Consider the following 22,769-nt stretch of genomic DNA (forward strand, 5'->3'; position numbering starts at 1 on the left):
TTATGCGTGTGTCGTTGGAAGAAACTGAGATTATTGTGCCTCACTTTAAAAGGCGTTTATCCGGAGTGACATCTACGATTATTCAGCTTGTTCCACTGCAGCGCGAACAGGGTACACGTATAGCCACTCTGGGGTTTGGATTACCAAAAAAATTGCCGGCTCTTGCCTTTCGGGACCTTTTCGGACTTTGGAAAAGTCCGAAAGGGAAGTCGTTTCGTATTTGGCATGCAAGGCGCAATATTGAGATGCTTTTTGGGATCTTGTTGCGTGATGTCTTGCGTATGAAGCTGAAACTTATCTTTACATCGGCTTCACAGCGTCATCATAAGCCTTTTACCAAATGGTTAATTCGCCGTATGGATAGAGTTATTGCTACCAGTACACATACGGGCGCTTATCTAGAAGTATCTCATAAGGTTATTATGCATGGGGTGGATGTGAAGCGTTTTACGCCACCACAAACTCTTGATGATTACTTTTCTTCAACAGGATTTCCAGGAAAATATGCGGTAGGATGTTTTGGGCGTTTGCGCAGCTCAAAGGGAACAGATTTATTTGTTGATGCTATGATAGCATTATTGCCACGCTACCCAGACTGGACAGCACTTATCGCTGGTCGTACAACAGAGCAACATTATCGTTTTGAAAAAGAATTACGCCAAAAAGTTGCTAGGGCTGGTCTTAATGATCGCATTATTTTCCTTGGTGAGATTCTGGAAATTCCTTTGTGGTATCGTCGTTTATCGCTTTATGTTGCACCTTCTCGTACAGAAGGTTTCGGTTTAACACCATTAGAGGCAATGGCATCACAGGTTGCAGTTGTAACGAGTGATGCAGGAGCTTATAAAGAATTGGTTGTAGAAGGAACAGGAACGGTTGTAAAAGCAGGAGATGGTTTGGCTTTAACGGCAGCCATTGAACCTTATTTTGCTGATGTAGAAAAAACATTGGCAGCTGGAAAAAAAGCTTTAACCCATGTATGTGCTCGCTTTCCTTTGGAAAAAGAGGCAAGCGAGATTGAAAGTGTTTACAAAGAACTGTTTGCGGAAAAAACAGTTTAACATTATATCAAAATTTCGGATAAAAGATTAAAATATATTACATTTGAGAGCGAGATGTGGCTTATTATAAAGCAATACGAGGAGAGAGGAAAGTTATTTTTATTCTAGAGATACGTTGGAATAAGAAAACGATGCTTTAGCTCAAATCTATAGATTTATGGACTATCTTAACAGGTTTGTCCTGATATTCTTCGTTCTTTAAGACTTAAATAGAGTACAAAAAAAAGTTTTTTGATCTTAAAAAAGAGAGTGATGGTATTTCCATGGATAAAAGAGTTATATAGGTATTTCAATACATTCATAATAAGATAAATCTAAGATCAATATATTGTTTTATATAGATAAATTACCTTTTCAATTTTAATAAGAGCTTTAAGTATCGTAAAATTTTCTCCTGTCAAATCTGTTAAGCTTAAATCAATGAGCGCTATTCTTTTATACATCACAATTGGAAGATGGCATGGGGTGGATAAAAACTATTGAAGACAAGCTGTAAAGAGATTTTTTATAAATTGTCTGAAATACAGATTATTACAACATTAACAAAAAGAAAATAATATGGTGGTGCTGTTTTATATCTTATTTTGTGGTACCAACTTGTACCTTATTATTTAAGTAAAAGTAAGAATGCCCATTTTATACTTTTCATGAGGGTTGTTGTGAAGGTGGGGTGAGATATTTTTTAATAAGCTTGTGAGTTTGTAATAAATGGTACTTTGTTTTTTATAAGGCCATCACTTATCAGGAAAAAAAATGCTTTTATCAGCCAATATTCATGTTTTTTGCATGGAGATTATTCGTAAAAAATGATTGTTTTCTGTATTCATTTTATTTGATAGAGAAGCTCAAGAATGTCATGTAAAGCGTTATATGTTACGATGTTGAAACTGTTAACGCTTTAATTTTTTTCCGAAATATTTTTACGTCAATCATTTATACGATATTTGAAATTCTAGGAAATCTTCAGATGATTGATTGAAGATTAAATATTATTCCGAATATTGTTCATGCCCTTTTTATCATGGTAGAATAAAATGCTCTATGCATTAGAATTGTTCACGCCAGAAAGCGGGAATAAAAAGGACGAATATTGTTATGATTTCAAGGCGTCCTGCTAACATTAGAAAACTTAAAATCCATAAAGCATTATCGTTGATTGTAGAAAAATTTCCAACGGGGCCAATAATATCTCCAAAGCCTGGGCCAACATTTGAAAGTGCTGTTAAGACACCCGTAAAGGCAGAGGTAAAGTCAAGACCGGTTGTAAGCAAAAGTGCAGTGCCGATAACAAGACAGAACATATAAAGACAGACAAAAAATAAAACAGCTTGAGCAACATCGTTTGATATATTTGAGTGATCGTAACGCGCTTTTACAACGACATTAGGAGAAAGAAGTTTTTCTATATTTGTTTGTGTAATACGCCAAAGAATAATGAGGCGATTGATTTTCATACCACCAGAAGTAGAACCAGCACACCCGCCTGTAAAAGAAACAATGAAGAAGATTCCAAGTGCAAAAGGCCCCCAAAGTTGATAATCTTCAGCACTATAACCTGTGGTGCTAATAATGGATGAAAGGTGAAAAATGACATCAAGGAAAATCAAGTGGAAAGCGCGATGATCATGAAACCGTAGCCATGCTGCTAAAGCAAAGCTGAAAAGGAGAACGATATGGAGAAAAACAATCACTTGTGGGTCAAGGAAGCGTTTGGACTGTCCAGGAAGGACTAATTTAACATAAAGTACGAAGGGCAAAGCAGAAAGCAACATGAAGACTGTTGCAATAATTAAGATGGCTGGTGTATCAGAAAAATAGCCAAAAGAAGCATCATGCGTTGAAAAACCAGCAGTTGCGACCGTACTCATTGCATGGTTAATGGCATCAAATAAATTCATACCTGCAGCAAAATAAGAAAGCATACAAGCCAATGTGAGCCCAACATAAGCGATAATAATTCCGTTCGCAATTTGGTTGATGCGGGGTAGTATTTTTTCAGATTTATCAGATGATTCCATATGAAAAAGCCGTACGCCCCCTACACGCAGTGAAGGCAAAAGCAAGAGGGCTAAACCGATAAAACCAATGCCCCCAATCCAGCATATAATAGAACGCCATAACAAAATACTTCGCGATAAATGATCAAGACCAGAAAGGACTGTGGAGCCTGTTGTTGTAATTCCTGAGACAGATTCAAAAATGGCTCCTGCGAGAGAAATAGGAAGAGGAGAAAGATAAAGAGGCAAAGCACCTACAATGCTCCCTGTAAGCCAAAGGCAAACAGTGAGCATAAATCCGAGTCGTGCTGAAAAACGACAAGTAGCTCCCTTCGTTGCTAAAAGAATCAGCGTTGCTAACATGGTGGTTATGGCACAAGAATAGAGAAAGGTTATCCCATTATGGTTTTTGTCATGCAAATCAACCAAAACTGGCAAAAGCATTGCTCCTCCCATGATCAACGCAAAACGTGCACAGACATTGATAATAAACTGAAAAATGACCGTTCCCTATCTTTGTATCTCTTTTTATTATGGTTTTGTACTCATAAGAATTTACGTTTTTCTCTTTATAGGATAAAGATTAATTCTTAACATTGGCATGCCTTGATGAATTGATCATCAGATCTTTTCATAAAACTTTAAAGGAAATATATATAACATAATTGAGCCTATTGAAAAATATTTTTTTAAAAGACTGCATTCCATTATAATTTATAGAATTATTAAGTTGTAAAACAATTAAGTTTAAAAAAATGAAGGGGATTTAATGCTACAATCGCATATTCGTCTACTGATTATTGGCTCCGGTCCGGCTGGTTATACAGCGGCTGTTTATGCGGCAAGAGCAATGCTCCAGCCGGTTTTAGTGACAGGTTTGCAGCAGGGTGGACAATTGACAATTACGACGGATGTGGAAAATTATCCAGGTTTTGCTGACCCCATTCAAGGACCATGGTTGATGGAACAAATGGCAAAACAAGCTGAGAATATGGGAACAAAAATTGTCTATGATACGATTACAAAGGCAGATTTATTGACGTATCCTTTTGTTTTATATGGGGATTTGGGAACACAATATTCTTGTGATGCACTGATTATTGCAACAGGAGCCCAAGCGCGCTGGCTTGGTTTAGAAAGCGAACAGACTTTTATGGGCGGTGGTGTTTCTGCTTGCGCTACGTGTGATGGTTTTTTTTATCGGGGTAAGGATGTTATTGTTGTAGGGGGAGGAAATACGGCCGTTGAAGAAGCTCTTTATTTATCGCATATAGCAAAAAGTGTAAGCGTGGTTCATCGGCGAGAAGAGTTTCGGGCAGAGAAAATTTTGCAAGATAGGTTATTTGCTTGTAATAATGTACGTGTTCTTTGGGATCATGTGGTTGAAGAAATTGTAGGACTGCCAGCTCAGGGAGCAAAGGGAGCTGTTGTAACAGGAGCACGTTTGAAGAACGTTAAAACAGGTCATGAGATGAAAGTGGAAGCAGAGGGAATATTTATTGCCATTGGGCATGATCCTGCTGTTTCTCTGTTTGAAGGGCAACTGAAACAAAAAAGGGGCGGCTATTTATGGACAGCACCGGATTCAACAGCAACAAGTATTGCTGGTGTTTTTGCTGCAGGGGATGTAACAGATGAAACATTCCGCCAAGCTGTAACAGCTGCGGGGAGGGGATGTATGGCAGCGTTAGAAGCAGAGCGGTTTTTGGATATATCTAAGCGTTAATAATTTATTAAAAATATAGAGATCTAGAGGTAGGATTAATTGTGGCGCCACCGTTGGATTGGGATAAGTTAAGGGTATTTCATGCAGCAGCAGAAGCGGGATCTTTTACGCATGCTGCTCAAAAGCTTCATTTATCTCAATCAGCAGTTTCACGACAGGTATCGGCGTTAGAACAAGAGGTTGGGGTATCTTTATTCCTGCGTCATGCGCGTGGTTTGATTCTTACAGAACAGGGAGAAACTCTTTATCGTACAGCTCATGATGTTTTGATGAAGCTTGAAAGTGTCCGTTTACAATTAAGTGAAAGCTATGCAAAACCAACGGGGCATTTACGTGTGACCTCGACCTTCGGAATGGGGGCAGGGTGGATTGCAGAGCGTATGCCAGAATTTCTTAGTCTTTATCCTGATATGCAAGTTCAGCTTTTGCTTTCTGATGAAGAGCTTGATTTGACGATGTGTCATGCAGATTGTGCCGTTCGCCTCCATCAACCCCAACAACCTGATCTTATACAAAGAAAATTATTTACAATTCATATGCATGTTTATGCTTCGGAAAAGTATATTGCAAATTATGGAAAACCAGAAAAATTGTCTGACCTCGATGAACATCGTATTATTTCTTTCGGTGAACCTGTTCCTCCTTATTTATCTGGTTTAAATTGGTTGGAAAAAGCCGGTAGAAATGATGGATCATTGCGCATTTCAATTCTACAAATCAATAATATCATTTCAATAAAAAATGCGCTTATGCGTGATCTTGGGATTGCTGTACTGCCTGATTATATTGTCAATAATGATGAGCGCTTGGTGCGTCTTTTTCCTGATATGGTTGATATTCCTTCTTTTGATACTTTTTTTTGTTATCCTTATAATTTAAAGAATTTAGCAAGGTTGAATGCTTTTCGAGATTATATTTTTTTAAAAGCGCGTCAGTGGTCTTTTTAATATTCATGCCTTATTTATAAGGAACAATTAATTGTTTTTTACCGTAAGACTCTCATAATATTCTTTCGTTTCAAAGTTTCCCACATTGAATCAATACAATCATTGATTGCGTGATGTTTTAAGTGTACAACTTATCAATTTATCATGATAATAAAAATTTATTCATATTGAATTATAAGCTTGAGTACATTAAGCTTTTCTCATCCCAAATCTGTTTATATCGAATCAATCAACTCACTTGCTTGCACATTACAAGCGGGTGGGACATATAGATAAAATTTTATGCGAAAGGCATATCTCTTTTGAACCATCTCAAGTGCAAGGGCTGTCAAAACATGGGGGCTGGTAAAATGTGTGATAGTACAAGTTTTCTCCTTCACAAGTATAAAGATGGAGGATTTCAATGGCTTTTATCCTTATAACATCCACACAGCGCTATCGCGAGTTGGGGGGGAAGGGCTTGAGACAGATCTCTTTAAATTTAAAACAAGCGTGCTTATTGTCTCATAATGATTTTTTCTGTTGAGATTGAGGTTACTTTGATGAGAGCTGTATATCAAAGGATATGAGAAAAATAAACTTGGAGCTTGTTTGCATAGGTTTTACTTTAGTCTACGCGATTGATTCGCCGAAACAACCGAAGCCTTTTATGAGGTCTCTAAAACTATTTTAGGTCATACGGTGGAAGGACATTTGTGTGAATAAATACTCTTGCAGAAAGGGATAAAATATCCCTTATGAGTTCTCTCAAATGTGAAGGCTATTATTATAATATTGAAAATTGGACAATCGTATGAGGATGGTCTCTTTCTATTTAATGAAAGAGATACAAGATTGAGAAAAAATTAGAGCTATGTGTTTATTGCATAGCAGATACGCTTAAGTCTTTATTGTGCTTCTGCTTATAAAATGACATAGAATGCTATCTCTTGATTATGTTGCCTCCCATTGCATTTTCTTGAGTGTTCCCTTACGAAGATCTGTCAGATTGATTTTATCTCTGAGGATTTTCCAAATTTGCCGGACATGTGTCCGGCTTTTTTTTTATTCCTAAAAGAGTGCTTAGAAATTGCAATGCATAGGAAGATTGATAAGAAAAAATTTCAAAAATTATGAATATCAAAAAAATTTGTTAGGTAGACTAAAAAGTTCAATGAGAAATTTGAGAGAGTTTTATTCTGTTTTACCATAAAACTCTTTTAAAACTTTATATATGGAGTGTTTTTTATGAGAGTATGAGGATGAATATTAAGGGCGCTTGTTCATAACACCTATAAAGTTAATTAAGTGGTTAATAGCGAAAACTTAAGAAAATTTAAACTATTTACATAACGGAGAGGGACGACTCTTCTTCATTTTCTGGCAAAAAGAAAGCCAAGTAATAGAAAAGGTTTCATTATAAGGGCGGTTATGTTGAAAAGTACGAAATTTCTTAGTGTTATAAATTGGATAGAGAAAGCTAAACAGTTTTTTTTATCTCTCATGACAATAGACTGACTCAATTATTTGATCACTAGATTTTTTGTGATTTTGATCTGCAGCTTCTATTTTTTGTTATATTTATTCGTGAATATTTTTTCTGAATCGATAGGTCCTGTCCTTAATATAGCTTTCGATAGTGTGTTGGATAGAGTGACATTCGGCAAAAAGCGCTCACAAGAGATGATGTTTAAAATTTTAAATTAAACTGTTACAAAAGCGCTGGATACGTGTGCAAGCTTCTTCAAGTAATTTTTCTGATGTTGCATAAGAAATACGAAAAGCTGATCCAAGTCCAAAAGCAGACCCTTGGACGACAGCAACAGCTTCTGTTTCTAGAAGTGCTATGGCAAAGTCTTCATCATTCTGAATACATTGGCCGTTTGGCGTTTTCTTGCCAATAAGTTCTGCGCAAGAAGGATAAACATAAAAAGCACCTTCAGGTGTTGGACAATGAATACCAGGAGTTTGGTTTAGCATGGAAACAACGAGATCACGGCGTGCTTGAAAAATACTTTTATTTTTAGCGATAAAGTCTTGAGGTCCATTGAGTGCTTCAACAGCAGCCCATTGTGAAATCACACTCGTGCCAGATGTTTGCTGACCTTGAATGATATCCATCGCTTTAATGAGTTCTTGTGGTCCCCCTGCATAACCGATTCTCCAACCCGTCATCGCATAGGCTTTGGAAACGCCATTCATTGTGAGTGTACGCTCATAAAGCGCTGGTTCTACTTGAGCGGGAGTCACAAAGGTAAAACCTTCATACGTGAGATGTTCATAGATATCATCGGAAAGGATAGAGACATGAGGATATTTTACTAAAACATCTGTGAGTTTTTTCAATTCATAATATGTATAAGCGGCCCCTGATGGATTTGAAGGAGAGTTAAAAATGAACCATTTTGTTTGGGGGGTAATGGCCGCTTCGAGCTCTTGTGGTTGGAGTTTATAAGAAAATTCGGCTTTTGTTTCTAAAAAGACAGGCGTACCATCGTTAAGTGCGACCATTTCTGGATAACTCACCCAATAAGGGGATGGAATGATGACTTCATCTCCTTTATTCAAAGTTGCCATCAATGCATTAAAGAGGATTTGTTTTCCACCGGTTCCAACAATAATTTGTTCTGGTTGGTAAAGAAGGTTATTTTCTCTTTTAAATTTTGCAGAAATTGCTTGGCGCAATTCTGAAATTCCAGATATAGGAGGGTATTTTGTTTCTCCCCTTCGAATAGCTTCAATGGCCGCGTTTTTGATGTTGTCTGGGGTATCAAAGTCTGGTTCTCCAGCACTTAAAGCAATAACATCGCGTCCTAATGTTTTTAAGTGACGGGCTTTCTGGGAAGCAGCAATTGTTGCAGAAGGTTTGATACGAGATAGCTTGTCGGCAATAAAAGCCATAATTTAAAATCCTTATATCAATAAATGATTATTGCTTTAAGGATATTCTATAAGAGATTATATTGTATGCAATAAAAAACTTCTAAAATACTCTGATATAGTTTTTATAGTGTTGTTTTTTGAGAACTTTAACAAGGAATTCTTCTCTTAAGGACTATAAAAGTATTAGAGGAAGGGTAGGAATATCTTGATAAATTGCGCAAAATAGATAAGCAGTCTTTTCATTTATCAAGATCAATTTTGCTTTATACAAAGTAAAAAAATCTTCGTCGTTATAGACGAAGATTTTTAAACGAGATATTGCAGAATTTAAACTTTAAAGAGCTGCAAGATTGCCAGCGGCAAATTTTCCTGAACGACGGTCTTGAAGAACATCATAAGAAATTTTTTGCCCTTCATTAAGATTGGTTAGACCAGAACGCTCAACGGCGGAAATGTGTACAAATACATCTGCACTGCCATCACTAGGCTGAATGAATCCGAAACCTTTTGTTGTATTGAACCACTTAACTGTTCCTGTAGACATAGGAAACTCCTTAGATATATAATTATATTGTGTACTGAAGCTATAATTCTTCAATACGGCTGTAGATCGAAATTAGGTGGGAGAGGTTTCGTCAAAAGTGCAGAACGCACAGGAAAGAAAGTCACGTAACCGAAAATTCGATAGAGCTCATATAAAAGCCTTTAGCATAAAAAGCAAGCTTTAATTGCTATTTTTTATACAAAGAAAAAATCAAGAAAGAGTATCAAAAAGCGTATGTTTCTTCACAGAGCAAGAAATTCAATTGAAATAACTTTGCAGGGAACGTACTTCAAGGCGCTTTTTTTTGAGTGCTTTGATCGCTTCTACGACAGCTTCGGCTCCCGCTATTGTTGTATAATAGGGAACATTTTGCATGAGTGCTGCATAGCGTAATGATTTGGAATCTGAGATGGCACTGGCCGTACTGGTTGTATTAAAAATCAATTGAATTTGGCGATTACGAATAGCATCTTCAATATGCGGGTGTCCTTCTAGAACTTTGTTGATTTTTTGTGCTTCAACATGATGTTCGGCGAGAAATTTTTGTGTTCCACTTGTGGCAAAAACAGAAAAGCCAAGTTCTGTTAAACGTTTTACAGGATTTAAGATACGTTTTTTGTCTTCATCTCTTACAGAAACGAATAAAGTTCCCTCCTTAGGGAGCTTTACACCCGCTCCAAGTTGCGCTTTAGCAAAAGCAAGCGCAAACTCATAGTCAAGTCCCATAACTTCACCGGTTGAGCGCATTTCTGGACCAAGTAGCGTATCAACACCTGAAAAACGGGCAAAAGGAAACACGGCTTCCTTGACGGCAATATGTTGTTTTTTCTGCGAAGAAGGTAATCCACCATAAGCTTGGAGAGCATTGTGCAGCGTTTCTCCTGCCATAATGCGCGCAGCCATTTTAGCAATAGGGCGACCAATTGTTTTTGCAACAAATGGAACTGTCCGTGAAGCGCGGGGATTAACTTCTAAGACATAAATAGTGTCATCTTTAATGGCATATTGTACATTCATTAAACCACGAACATGAAGTGCTTGTGCTAATGCTTTTGTTTGGCGCTCTAATTCAGCGACGATGTTCTGTGAGAGCGTATGAACTGGTAAAGAACACGCTGAATCACCGGAGTGGATCCCAGCTTCTTCAATATGTTCCATAATCCCCACAATCAGTGTTTCTTTACCATCACACAGACAATCAACATCTACTTCAATGGCTTCTGTTAGATAGGTGTCAAAGAGAAGCGGATTTTTACCAAGCAATATATTAATTTGTCCTGTTTTATCGTTGGGATAACGAGCTTTGATATCTTCTGGAATTAATTCAGGCACACTTTCAAGTAAATAATTTTGCAAGCTTCGCTCATCACGGATAATTTGCATAGCACGTCCTCCTAAAACATAAGAAGGACGCACAACCAATGGAAATCCTAGTTCATGGGCAATGAGGCGTGCTTGTTCGATAGAGTGGGCAATTCCATTTTTAGGTTGTGTTAAGTTAAGTTTAAATAATAGTTTTTGAAAGCGATCTCTATCTTCTGCTAAATCGATAGCATCAGGTGAAGTCCCTAAGATGGGAATGTTGTGTTTTTCCAGAGCGCTTGCTAATTTTAAGGGTGTTTGCCCGCCAAATTGGACGATGACTCCAACGAGTTCGCCTTTTTGCTGTTCTGCTTCTAAAATAGCGATAACATCTTCTGTTGTTAAAGATTCAAAGTAAAGACGATCAGAGGTATCATAGTCAGTTGAAACGGTTTCAGGATTGCAGTTAATCATAATTGCTTCAAAGCCTGCATCACGTAGGGCAAAAGCCGCGTGACAGCAACAGTAATCAAATTCAATTCCTTGTCCAATGCGGTTTGGACCACCACCTAAAATCGCAATTTTCTTGCGTTCAGAAATCTGTGCCTCTGAGCGCTCTATACCAGCAAAGGGAACTTCGTATGTTGAATACATATAGGCTGTAGGAGAAGAAAATTCAGCAGCACAAGTATCAATCCGTTTGAAGACTTGTTTAACATTCAGTGACTTGCGCAAAGCCGCAATATCATCGGCTTCTTGTCCGGTAAGGGTAGCTAATCGCGCATCTGAAAAGCCCATAGCTTTTAACATACGTAAGTTATCTTGATCTTGAGGTAACCCATGGATGCGGATACGCTGCTCCATTTCAACGATGGAGGCTATTTGTTCTAAAAACCACGGGTCAATTTTGCTGATTTGGTGGATTTCATTTAAGGGTAAGCCCGCACGCATAGCTTCGGCAATATAGCGTAGACGGTCAGGACTTGGTATGGCAATGGCTGAGCGTATAGAACTTTTTTCATCACCTTCAGCATGTTCTGGGATGATAATTTCATCAAAACCAGTAAGTCCTGTTTCAAGCCCACGGAGTGCTTTTTGTAATGATTCTTGAAAAGTACGTCCAATGGCCATGACCTCTCCTACAGATTTCATCGCAGTCGTAAGGACAGGTGACGACCCAGGAAATTTTTCGAAAGCAAAACGAGGAATTTTTGTCACGATATAGTCAATAGAAGGCTCAAATGATGCTGGTATCGCACCACCTGTGATATCATTTTTCAATTCATCAAGTGTATAGCCAACGGCGAGTTTTGCAGCTATCTTTGCAATGGGAAAACCCGTTGCTTTTGAAGCAAGTGCTGAAGAGCGCGAAACGCGCGGATTCATTTCAATAACAATGAGACGCCCATTTTCAGGATTAACAGCAAACTGTACATTGGACCCTCCCGTTTCAACACCAATTTCACGCAAGACCGCAATCGAAGCATTGCGCATATATTGATATTCCTTATCGGTTAAGGTGAGAGCAGGAGCTACAGTGATCGAATCACCGGTATGAATCCCCATTGGATCAATATTTTCAATAGAACAAACAATGATACAGTTGTCGTTCTTATCACGAACAACTTCCATTTCATATTCTTTCCACCCTAGAACACTTTCTTCAATTAAAACCTCTGTTGTAGGAGAAGCTTCAAGCCCCCGTTCAATAATTTCATAAAATTCAGAGCGATTATACGCGATTCCACCCCCAGTTCCACCAAGGGTAAATGAAGGACGAATAATAGCTGGAAGCCCAACAACATCAAGCGCTTGAACTGCTTTTGCTGTTGCATGGGCGATATAATGTTGTTTGCGATCAGCTTCGGTATGTCGCCAGTTGCGCTCAAGTTCTTCGAGGGCTTTGTCAAGAGCTGCACCAGAAAGTTTTTCTTTAAGTTCAGCACGCGTTTTTGCATGTTTCTGGCGATTTTCTTCTTTCAGTTCTGTGGCATTGGCTAACATAGACCGTGGTGTTTCCAAACCGATTTTTGCCATCGCTTGGCGGAATAAAGCACGATCCTCCGCTTTATCAATCGCTTCGGCATTGGCCCCTATCATTTCAACATGATAGCGGTCTAAAATCCCCATACGCTTTAATGATAAAGCAGTATTGAGAGCCGTTTGTCCTCCCATGGTGGGCAAAAGGGCATCGGGACGCTCACGAGCAATAATTTTAGCAACAATCTCAGGTGTAATGGGCTCTATATAAGTTGCATCAGCGAGATCTGGATCTGTCATAATCGTGGCGGGATTAGAATTGACCAAAATAATTCGGTAGCCTTCTTCTTTTAATGCTTTACAGGCTTGTGTGCCTGAATAGTCAAATTCACATGCCTGACCAATAATAATAGGTCCTGCTCCGATGATAAGAATAGATTTTATATCTGTGCGTTTGGGCATGGTTTTTTCCTATGACAAATATCCGTACACGATTGTGGCAAGAAAAATATTTAAGTTTTGAGGCTACAGTCATTTTATAAGTTAAGTGACAAAGAAAGTAAGCACTAAAATGCCTTTTCCATGCTTTTTTTCATAAAATTGAAAATAAATTCCTTTTTTTTCGTTGAATTACCTGATCAGTATATCAAAAGGATAAACTTTAATAAGACAATAAGAGTGCTCCGAAAAATGAAAATATTCAAGCATTCGTGGGGAATAAAACATAAACCATTATGTCTTGATGAAGTTTCGTAAAATGAAAGGGGAAGTTTATCTTTTTGTTTTGTAAAATACTGCTGTTTAGAGGATGATATAGGGCATGAAAATGATACGTGAGGTGTTTTTTTGTTAGAGTGTGTAGCAAAATTCAATCTAGGATTTAAGGAGAATTTATGAAGTTAACTATATTGAAGTGGTTATTAGGGGGGAACTGTAAGAAAAAAAGCTAGATTTTGGCTCTGGTTGCAGTCTTGGTTTTTTAGGGGAAGAAGAAAGACAATCTCTGTCTGTTTTCAGACCATAAAATAGTGAGGATGTATTTTAATACCATAGCGAAAAAGATAATTTCAGGATAATCATGTTTGGTTTTAAAAGATGTGAATATTCTCTCTTTATTGTAGGTTATGTTCAAAGTTTTTTAAATGGAGAGAAAGTTAAAATGCTGAATATTTCCCAAAAGAAAATATTCTGTCTGGAAGATGTATCCATAGGAAAACTTTTGGTGGCTAAATCTCAAAAGGGGATTTGTTATACTGCATTAGGAGATACTACAGAGCAATTATTACAGGAGTTTACGGTACGCTTTGGTGATGCACAACAAGTTGTGGGTGACAATGCATTTAAGAGAGAGGTTGCACATATTATAGCCATGATAGAAACGCCTAAGTTGGTAAAAAAATATAATTTCTCCTTAGATATAAGTGGTACCGTTTTTCAACGGAAAGTATGGGCACGATTATGCGATATACCGTGTGGTAAAACAATTTCATATGAGGAATTAGCATGTCGTTTGGGGATGCCAAAAGCTTTTCGTGCCGTTGCTAATGCATGTGCGCGTAATGAATTGGCTATCATTATTCCTTGTCATCGTGTTGTCCGTAAAAATGGTTTTATTTCAGGATATCGTTGGGGTGTTAAACGGAAACAGATTTTGTTACAACGGGAACAAACAGAGGAGATTAAAAACAAATTTAATCTTGTGTGATGGGCATGATAATCGTTACCGTTGTTCCTTTCATTTCTTTTGAAGTAATTTCAAGTTTCCCTTTGTGTAGCTCTAATAACGAGCGTGAAATGGCTAATCCAAGACCTGAGCCCGTATGAGATTTAGTCAGCTGATTTTCAACTTGTTCAAAAGGTTGCCCAAGTTTTTTGATGGCTGATTGTGGAATACCAACACCTGTATCGGTAATTTTAAAAATAAGATTATCTTTTTTCTTGAAAGCGCAGACATCAATATTTCCACCAGAAGGCGTAAATTTAACCGCATTAGAGATGAGATTAAGGAAAATCTGTTTCATTGCACGCCCATCAACTTCAGCATGAAGTTCTGGTGTAATGTTTGTTGTAACAGCAATATTTTTTTCTTGAGCCTGTGGTGTAAGCGTTCGTACTGCTTCACTAATGATGGGCTCAAGATCAGTATTTTTACAATCAAGCGTGAATCTTCCAGCTTCGATTTTTGACATATCAAGGATATCATTGATAAGAGTTAGAAGATGGGTTCCTGAATTGTAAATATCATGCATATATTCCTTATAGCGCTGTGAACCAAGGGGGCCAAAAGTCGATTGTAACATGATATCTGAAAAGCCCAGAATAGCATTTAGAGGTGTACGCAATTCATGAGACATATTGGCTAAAAATTCTGATTTAGCCTTATTCGCACTTTCTGCGCGCTCTTTTTCTGCTTTCAGACTTTTATTCAGTTTTTCCACTTCTGTTGCACGTTGTTGAGCACTCCCTCTAGTGCGTTTGAGTTCTTGAATAAAAGAAAAAAGACGCCTTTCACTGTCTTCAAATTTTTCCTGTTGTTGTTTAAGCTCAGAAATATCCGTACCAATACAAACCAATCCTCCGTCTTGGGTTCGCCGTTCATTAATTTTAAGCCAATAACCATCTGCTGTTTGGCGAATACTGGTTAAGTTACCGTGACCATCATCTTTGAGGGGATATTCACTGAGTGCAGGGCGAGCCATGGCTTCGACGGTTGCACGTTGGATCCCTGATTGTAGAATTTGTTGAGGAATAGCGGCATATTCGCAAAATTTGCTGTTGGACATGACTAAACGTCCTTCAGCATCCCACAAGACAAAAGATTCTGAAATGTTTTCAATCGCATCACGGATACGAAGGTCAGCTTGTGCTGTTTGTTCAGCCAATTGTTGCTGTTCACTAATGTCGAAGGAAATACCAACCAAATGAGGTTCTTCTTCTTCAGTAACTTCGGCGCGAAGTCGCATCCATACATAATGACCATCAGCATGACGCATGGGAACATTGATATCGATATGTTTTTTTTTGCCTCCCATTAATTCTTGAGCAAGGTCAAAAAAATTGGCATCATTAGGGTTGATAATGGCGCTAATTTGGGAAATGGAGAGCAATGCATCTTGAGGGACATAGCCAAGCATTTCATACATTGCTCGTGACCAATAGACACGTCCACTTGCCATATTCCAATCCCATAACCCACAACGCCCACGCATCATTGCCATATCAATACGGTTTTGATTTTTTTCTGAAACAAGATCTGTCTTACGTGCTCGTAAAAGCTGATTATAATAAGCAAACAGAAGAACAAGAATAATACCGCTTGTTCCAATGAAGAGGGTTATATTAAGCGAAAAAAATCTGCGCCATTCCATAGTGCTATCTTGCATCTTTTCGCTAATGAATACGCCATATTGCCCGTTTTTTGTTTGATGAAATGAAGCAAGAGCAGGAGTATCCTTGCCTATTGTAATTTTCATAATTCCAGCGTGTTGTCCAAGCGATTGTAAAGCAATGCTGTCAGAGATAAAATCTTGTAAAGGTTTTCCTAAGATGATCTCTGAACTGGATGAAGCCAAGACATTACCTTTTTGATCAACAATGGCGATGAGAGTGCTAGGATTAATAAGCTCTTGATTGCGAAAAATGGTGAGGATATTTTGCAAATGATCATGAGAAAGGGCAGAGACTTTTCCTTTCTGGGAAACAACCAATAAGTCATGATCAATAGTATTGGTAATATGAGAAGCTAAGAGAGCGATAGTAGAACGCGTGCTTTTATCAATTGTATTGCGCCAATCATAGATTGATACAAAACGAATGACTGCAAGAACAATAAGAAATGCGACAATGACAAATGGAAGTGAGCGTCGTAACCAAGGTTCAATAAAGAGAAGCTTTTGATAAGTAGAGCCAGAAAGCAGATGAATAGGCTCTGTCTGCGCTTTATGATTTTGAGCGCTCGATTTTGAATCAGCATATATTTCCGTTGGCGCATTATATGCGTCCAATTTAGTCATCTCTTGTTCCTTTAATTGCGGAATAATGTGATTTAAAAACTGCTTCGATCTTCATGAGTAACCCCATCAAAGCGCAGTGAATCAAAACAGGAGTCTTCTGTCCAGTCTTTTTTTTAAAAAAAAGTATTTTACTTTTATGAATGTGGAATATGAAAAGGAAAAGGTATTTGAAACATAACCGATAAATAGGTTTGGATTGCCTATTTATCGGTTTAATAATGATCGAGGTGTTTTTAGAATTTATTTAAAAATACTCATATCATATTGATTTAAAATATTTTTTTGTTTTAAGTAAGCAGACGGTTGATGATATCAGCGACATCACTTGATAATTTTGGCGCAGCAGCGATTGTTTTTAATTCAGTTTCAAGTTTTTGTTGCCGAATGGGTTCTAATTGCCGCCAAGAACGCATCATTGTTAATAATCGTGAAGCGAGCTGTGGATTTTTTTTGTCAATTTCTAAAATGATTTGGCAAAGAAAATGATAAGATGCTCCATCCACTCTGTTGAAGCCTGTGGGGTTATGAGAGGCAAAGACACCAATCAAGGACCGTACACGATTAGGATTATCTTGTGAGAACAGCGGATGTTGCATGAGCTTTTGAACATTCTCGAGTGTTGATGCGCCAGCAACCATTGCTTGAATAGAAAACCATTTATCCATGACCAAAGGGTCATGCCGATAGCGGTTTTCAAAATCATTTAAAGCATTTTGTGACTGCTCACTTTCATTAAAACGCTTCACGAGAACAGCGATACTTGCCATACGATCAGTCATATTATCAGCTGTTGCATATTGTAGAGCAGCGCGATTTGGATTGGCTTCGGCGATGGAAAGATAATCCAGTATGATATTCTTGAATGCTCGCTTTCCAGCTTGTGCAGCGTTTGGTGAATAGGGCTCTTGGATTTGCATTTTCTCATAGAATTTTGTTAAGAGCTCTTGGTGGGTTTGTGCGAGTGAAGCTAAAAACTGATTGCGGACATAATGAATACGATCTGGGTCAATATTTTTACCGATTATATGAGCAAGCTCAACTTCACTAGGTAAATTTAAACAGAAGGCACGAAATTCAGGCTCTAAGTTTTCATCTGTTATGATCGTTTCAATCAGCTTTAGCAAAGCAGAGGGGAGTGTTGCTTTTGTCTGTGTTTTATCTTGAATGCTTTGAATCAAAGCTTGCATCATTAATTGATTAAGAGACTGCCAGCGATTAATGTGGTTGTCATCATGTTGTGCAAGAAAAATAAGTTCGCTTTCATTAAATGGGGTGTGTAGAATGATTGGCGCAGAAAAATCGCGCAGCAGTGATAAAACAGGTTTTTCGCGGAGCCCCTTTAATGTAAAGGTTTGGCTTTCCTTGGACAACAGCATAACGTCTGATTGAATATCTGCTTCCGCTTCATAAGCAAGGCGTTCTCCATTAGAGCCTAATAAGCCAAATGCAATAGGAAGAAGCATGGGCTTTTTTGTGTTTTGTTGTGGGGTTGCAGGAATATGTTGCTTTGCATGAATTGTTAAAACACCATCACGGTAATGGCTATCAATTTCTACGTTGGGGGTTCCAGCTTGTTCATACCAAAGCATGAATTGGGAGAAATCTCGGCCAGACACTTCAGCAAAACAGGTGATAAAATCTTCAATTGTACAAGCTTGTCCATCATGTCGTTGAAAATAAAGATCAGTGCCTTTACGAAACAGAGAGGGACCTAAAATCGTTCGTATCATGCGGACAACTTCAGCACCTTTTTCGTAAACCGTTGTGGTATAAAAATTATTAATTTGGCTATATTGACGAGGACGGACAGGATGAGCAAGAGGTCCTGAATCTTCGACAAATTGCGTAGCTTTTAATGCTTTTACATCTTCAATTCGTTGCAGGCTGCGTACATTTTGATCTGATGAAAATTCCTGATCACGATAAACAGTGAAGCCTTCTTTTAAACAGAGTTGAAACCAATCGCGACAGGTAACACGATTACCGCTCCAATTATGGAAATATTCATGAGCAATGACGCGTTCAACATTTCTATAATCCTGATCGGTTGCTGTTTCAGGATCGACGAGAACATATTTATCATTAAAAATGTTAAGACCTTTGTTTTCCATTGCTCCCATGTTAAAATCTGAAACAGCAACAATATTGAAAACATCAAGATCATATTCGCGTCCGAAACACTTTTCATCCCAACGCATGGAACGTTTGAGCGCATCCATAGCATAAGCAGCGCGTTTGGTTTTTCCTTTTTCTACATAAATACCAAGTTCGACACGTCGTCCAGATGCAGTTGTAAAATGGTCCTCTAACTTATCAAGATCGCCACCTACCAAAGCAAAGAGATAAGATGGTTTAGGATAAGGATCTTCCCAAACGGCAAAATGGCGATTATTCTCTAAAGTTCCTGTTTCCACCAGATTGCCATTTGAAAGCAAGATGGGGATTGTTTGGGAATCGGCTTCAATTTTCACTCTATAGGTAGAAAGAACATCTGGACGGTCGTAAAAATAAGTCATACGACGAAAACCTTCCGATTCGCATTGTGTGCAATAAACACCATTTGAAAGATAAAGCCCCATAAGTTGGCGGTTGCTTTCAGGATTTAGTTCTGTAACCAATTCCAATGTAAAGGGAGCGGCTGGTGGCGTGGTAATTTCTAAACGTGAAGGCGTAACTTTATAAGTGTTTGGGGCTAATATTTTACCATTAATCGCAACAGAAATTAAAGTAAGATCATCGCCTGAAAGTACAAGAGGTGTTAATTCTTTTGTATCATGGCGGGGTTCAATAGACAATATGGCTGTAACAGAGGTTTTTGTTGGTGCCAATTGGAAAAAAAGTTGTGTTTTAGGGATAGCGTAAGGGGTTGGCTGATAGTCTTCCAAACGATAAAGAGCTGTTGTTGGCTGTTCCATAGTTTTTCCCATTCGTGTTTTAAGAGTTAAAGAAGGTTTTTAATTTTAGTGTCAAAGAAGATTAAAGAATTACAAAAGGCTATCGAGACGATTTTTTACTTCTAAAAAGTCTATCCATGTAAGCTTCTTTTGACTAGGGGTTCTAAGAAGGTAAGCAGGGTGAAAAGTTGGCATAACAGGTATCTTTATATTATCCTCACTTTCATAAACATGCCATTTCCCACGTGTTCGGATGATCCCATTTTGAGATCCGGTAAGGAATTGTGCCGCAACGCCTCCTAGTGCTATGAGCACACGAGGACGTGCTAAATAAATGTGTCGTTCAATAAAAGGGCGGCACAAGGCAATTTCTCTTGGTGTTGGTGTACGATTTCCTGGAGGACGCCAAGGAATAGTATTAGCAATGTACACATTATTTCTTGTTAAGCCAATTGATGCGAGGATTTTATTCAGTAACATTCCTGCTTTTCCCACAAAAGGAATGCCTTGTAGATCCTCATCTCGTCCTGGGGCTTCACCTATAAGCATCAGGGGGCTTCCTGCTGTTCCATCTGAAAAACAGGTGTTTTTTGCTGTCAATTTTAATGAACAGCCATTAAATGCAAGAAGAGCAGATTTTAATTCATCAAGTGTCGTTGCATTCTTGGCACTCTCTACAGCAGAAGGTTCGTTTTGTATAGACCTCGAGTTATGGAGCGGATGATGATCTAATTTTACAGTTGGAGATGTTTTGGGGGATGTTTGTTGATTATGAGAAATGTTTACAACAGGTGTTAATTTTTTCTCTGAACAAGCAGACTGCTTAAAACGATCAATCGGTAAATCTGTCAAAACAGCATCCACACCACTTTCTTTATAAAAGTTCAAAAGTTCTTCATAGGAAATTGAGTACGGCGTTTGATTTAACATTTCGTTTTTTCTAATGATCTAGCAATTATAGATCAAACAAAATTATCCTTCAAGTTTTATAAATGTGTTTGTTCGTACCTAAAAACGCTGACAGCATTTTCTCTTTTCATAAAAAAGGCACATCATAAAATGCGGAAGTTTGCAATTATATACATCGTTAAATGTACAATTTGCTTAGATACACTATAGCTTTTTAAACAAACTAATTTTCTCACGGTAAAAGAATTTTCATTTTTATGCAAGTGATTAAATAATAAAATATTTATCATTATGTTTTATATTTAATAATTAATGAAAATTACATTTTATAGTAAATTTAAGTATAAAATATTATTTATATAAATAATATACATAAATATTACTTTTATATAAGCTTATATTATTTAAAAAATGTTTTTACAATGAGTTAAAAGCACTGTGTGGGTATATGCTTTTGCTTTTTTTATGGCTGAAATGAGAGGTTCATTGAGCGCTAAATGGGCTGCAATAGCACTTGAGAGAATGCACCCTGTTCCACGCATTGTTCCTTTTAAACGTGGAGCAGAAATATTGATAACTTCCATTTTGTCAATGAAGCTATCGATTGCAAGAGGTCCCTCTGCATGCCCTCCTTTTACTAAAATAGAACGAGCGCCCAATGATAAAAGTTTTTTTGCTTGTTGTATTGTCTCTTCATGATGAGATGCCAGTGGGGTTTGGCTAAGAAGAGCAAGCTCATCTCTATTTGGTGTTAAAAGAGTAACATATGGGAGAAGCTGATTGATCATAATTTCTGTGATTTTTTCCGTTGTTAGTTTTCCCCCCGATGAGGCAATCAGAACAGGATCAAGAATAACGGGAATATGGGGATAATCTTCGAGTACATGACAAATTGCCGCGATAATGGCTTGATTTCCTGTCATACCAATCTTTATTGCGCTGATTGAATGAGCCTCTAGGGCACTGCGCATTTGCGCAGCAACAAGTTTTTCATTCATGGGCACAATTTCAGCAACGTGATGATCATCTTGTACATTGACACAAGTGATGGCTAAATTAGCTTTGATATGAAAATATGCAGCTGTTTCTATATCACGAACAATACCAGCACCTCCTGTTGGATCAGTGCCTGCAACAATGAGAACAGAAGGTGTTAACGCCATGGCTGGGTTACCTTGAACCATTGTTCTACCCGCTCTTCAGGTTTTTTATTGAGGATAATGTCTGTGACAACAGCAGCACTATTGGCTCCTGCTTTCAAAACATCTATTGCGCGTTCTGGGTTTAAACCACCAATGCCAACGAAAGGTAAAGCACCAATCCGTTTTCTCCATTGTTTAATTTTTTCTAATCCTTGAGGTTGCCATTTCATTTTTTTTAAGATTGTCGGATAAATAGGACCAAGAGCAATATAGTCAGGATGAACAGAGAGGGCGATATCCAATTCATGTTCATCATGGGTGCTAAGACCAAATCTTATACCATTTTTGCGAATTGCAGGAAGATCAGCATTGCTTAGATCTTCTTGCCCAAGATGAATAAAATTGCATTTTTCATCAATGGCAATGCGCCAATGATCATTAATTATGAGTTGTGCTCCCCATTTATCACAGATATTTTTTGCGCGTTTGATATGTTGACGGATTATTTGAAGATCTTCGTCTTTCATACGTAGTTGTATGAGTTTGACACCAAGAGGAACCAAGCGTTCAATCCAATCAGCATTATCAACGATGAGATAAAATGGATCCAATTTCATGAAAACACTGCTTTTCCAATAACGGGTGTTGAAGGAACGGCGACATTGCGTGCTTCAAGAATGCCTGCTTGATATCCCATACGTCCTGCTTGGATAGCTTTAGAAAATGCTTCAGCCATCAAGACAGGATCACCTGCTTTAGCAACTGCGGTATTAAGAAGGACCGCATCATAACCCATTTCCATAGCAACAGCAGCATGAGATGGACGCCCAATGCCAGCATCAATCACAAGAGTAACATCAGGAAGATAAGCACGAATAGAGCGCAGTCCATCGGTATGATGAGGACCTTTGGCAGAGCCAATAGGCGCGCACCAAGGCATAATAACTTGGCAACCAACATCTAAGAGTCTTTCAGCAACAATGAGATCATCGGTTGTATAGGCAAAAACGTGAAAACCTTCACTATTTAAAATTTGCGCTGCTTCGATGAGAGCAAAAACATTTGGCTGTAAGGTATCAGCATTCCCGATAATTTCGAGTTTAATCCAAGAGGTTTTAAAGAGATCTCGTGCTAAATGGGCTGTCGTTACAGCTTCTTTAACAGTATAACAACCTGCGGTATTGGGAAGTATTGTTATATCAAGCTCTTCAAGGAATTGCCAAAATTGTCCCCCTTGTTTGCCACCAGCGCTTTCGCGGCGTAATGAAACGGTTACAATTTCTGTATTCGATTTATGAATAGCATCACGAAGAACAGCAGGTGAGGGATATTGCGCTGTACCTAACATAAGACGAGATGAGAATTCACGCCCATAAAGATTCAACATAAATA

At 38.1% G+C, this 22,769-nt stretch carries 14 protein-coding genes; 4 read left to right on the plus strand and 10 right to left on the minus strand.

Annotation, left to right across the window (positions count from 1 at the left end):
* Window positions 1-2 precede the first annotated feature (2 nt).
* Window positions 3-1,061, plus strand: coding sequence for a glycosyltransferase family 4 protein (locus T429_RS0101980; protein ID WP_005773807.1), 1,059 nt, complete (start codon window positions 3-5; stop codon window positions 1,059-1,061).
* A gap of 1,046 nt (window positions 1,062-2,107) precedes the next feature.
* Here T429_RS0101980 and T429_RS0101985 read toward each other — a convergent pair.
* Window positions 2,108-3,502, minus strand: a complete 1,395-nt coding sequence (locus T429_RS0101985) for a TrkH family potassium uptake protein (protein ID WP_005773806.1) — start codon at window positions 3,500-3,502, stop codon at window positions 2,108-2,110.
* A gap of 325 nt (window positions 3,503-3,827) precedes the next feature.
* On the opposite strand from T429_RS0101985, the gene trxB reads away from it, so the two are divergent.
* A complete protein-coding gene (trxB, locus tag T429_RS0101990; protein WP_005773805.1) occupies window positions 3,828-4,784 on the plus strand; it encodes a thioredoxin-disulfide reductase in 957 nt (318 codons plus the stop codon).
* Between the two features lie 41 nt (window positions 4,785-4,825).
* Window positions 4,826-5,731, plus strand: coding sequence for a LysR family transcriptional regulator (locus T429_RS0101995; protein WP_005773804.1), 906 nt, complete (start codon window positions 4,826-4,828; stop codon window positions 5,729-5,731).
* A 1,677-nt stretch (window positions 5,732-7,408) separates the two neighbouring features.
* Here T429_RS0101995 and T429_RS0102005 read toward each other — a convergent pair.
* The 3 genes from T429_RS0102005 to carB form a co-directional block, all read right to left on the minus strand.
* Entirely contained in the window at window positions 7,409-8,611 is a 1,203-nt protein-coding gene (locus T429_RS0102005) for a pyridoxal phosphate-dependent aminotransferase (RefSeq protein ID WP_005773803.1), read from the minus strand.
* A gap of 316 nt (window positions 8,612-8,927) precedes the next feature.
* Entirely contained in the window at window positions 8,928-9,137 is a 210-nt protein-coding gene (locus T429_RS0102010) for a cold-shock protein (RefSeq protein WP_005773801.1), read from the minus strand.
* 258 nt (window positions 9,138-9,395) lie between these two features.
* On the minus strand, window positions 9,396-12,881 hold the full coding sequence (gene carB / locus T429_RS0102015; protein WP_005773800.1) for a carbamoyl-phosphate synthase large subunit: 3,486 nt from the start codon (window positions 12,879-12,881) through the stop codon (window positions 9,396-9,398).
* Window positions 12,882-13,578: 697 nt separating this feature from the next.
* Between carB and T429_RS0102020 the strand changes: the two genes are divergently transcribed.
* The gene (locus T429_RS0102020) at window positions 13,579-14,124 is read left to right on the plus strand and encodes a methylated-DNA--[protein]-cysteine S-methyltransferase (RefSeq protein WP_034455864.1); all 546 of its coding nucleotides are present in this window, start codon (window positions 13,579-13,581) and stop codon (window positions 14,122-14,124) included.
* Here the strand turns inward: T429_RS0102020 and T429_RS0102025 are convergent.
* From T429_RS0102025 to T429_RS0102050, 6 genes are all read right to left on the minus strand, one after another.
* The gene (locus T429_RS0102025; RefSeq protein WP_005773798.1) at window positions 14,111-16,432 is read right to left on the minus strand and encodes a sensor histidine kinase; all 2,322 of its coding nucleotides are present in this window, start codon (window positions 16,430-16,432) and stop codon (window positions 14,111-14,113) included. The genes T429_RS0102020 and T429_RS0102025 overlap by 14 nt on opposite strands.
* Before the next feature lie 287 nt (window positions 16,433-16,719).
* On the minus strand, window positions 16,720-19,347 hold the full coding sequence (pepN, locus tag T429_RS0102030) for an aminopeptidase N (RefSeq protein ID WP_005773797.1): 2,628 nt from the start codon (window positions 19,345-19,347) through the stop codon (window positions 16,720-16,722).
* A 69-nt stretch (window positions 19,348-19,416) separates the two neighbouring features.
* A complete protein-coding gene (locus tag T429_RS0102035) occupies window positions 19,417-20,256 on the minus strand; it encodes a uracil-DNA glycosylase (protein WP_005773796.1) in 840 nt (279 codons plus the stop codon).
* A 383-nt stretch (window positions 20,257-20,639) separates the two neighbouring features.
* Window positions 20,640-21,398, minus strand: coding sequence for a hydroxymethylpyrimidine/phosphomethylpyrimidine kinase (locus tag T429_RS0102040; RefSeq protein WP_026500839.1), 759 nt, complete (start codon window positions 21,396-21,398; stop codon window positions 20,640-20,642).
* Entirely contained in the window at window positions 21,389-21,994 is a 606-nt protein-coding gene (locus T429_RS0102045; protein ID WP_005773794.1) for a thiamine phosphate synthase, read from the minus strand. Before T429_RS0102045 ends, T429_RS0102040 begins: the two co-directional genes overlap by 10 nt.
* Window positions 21,991-22,764 (minus strand): thiazole synthase, encoded by a 774-nt coding sequence (locus T429_RS0102050; RefSeq protein WP_005773792.1) that lies wholly within the window; start codon window positions 22,762-22,764, stop codon window positions 21,991-21,993. Before T429_RS0102050 ends, T429_RS0102045 begins: the two co-directional genes overlap by 4 nt.
* Window positions 22,765-22,769 lie beyond the last annotated feature (5 nt).

Source organism: Bartonella elizabethae F9251 = ATCC 49927 (genome assembly GCF_000518165.1).
In the GTDB taxonomy this organism is placed as follows: Bacteria; Pseudomonadota; Alphaproteobacteria; order Rhizobiales; family Rhizobiaceae; genus Bartonella; species Bartonella elizabethae.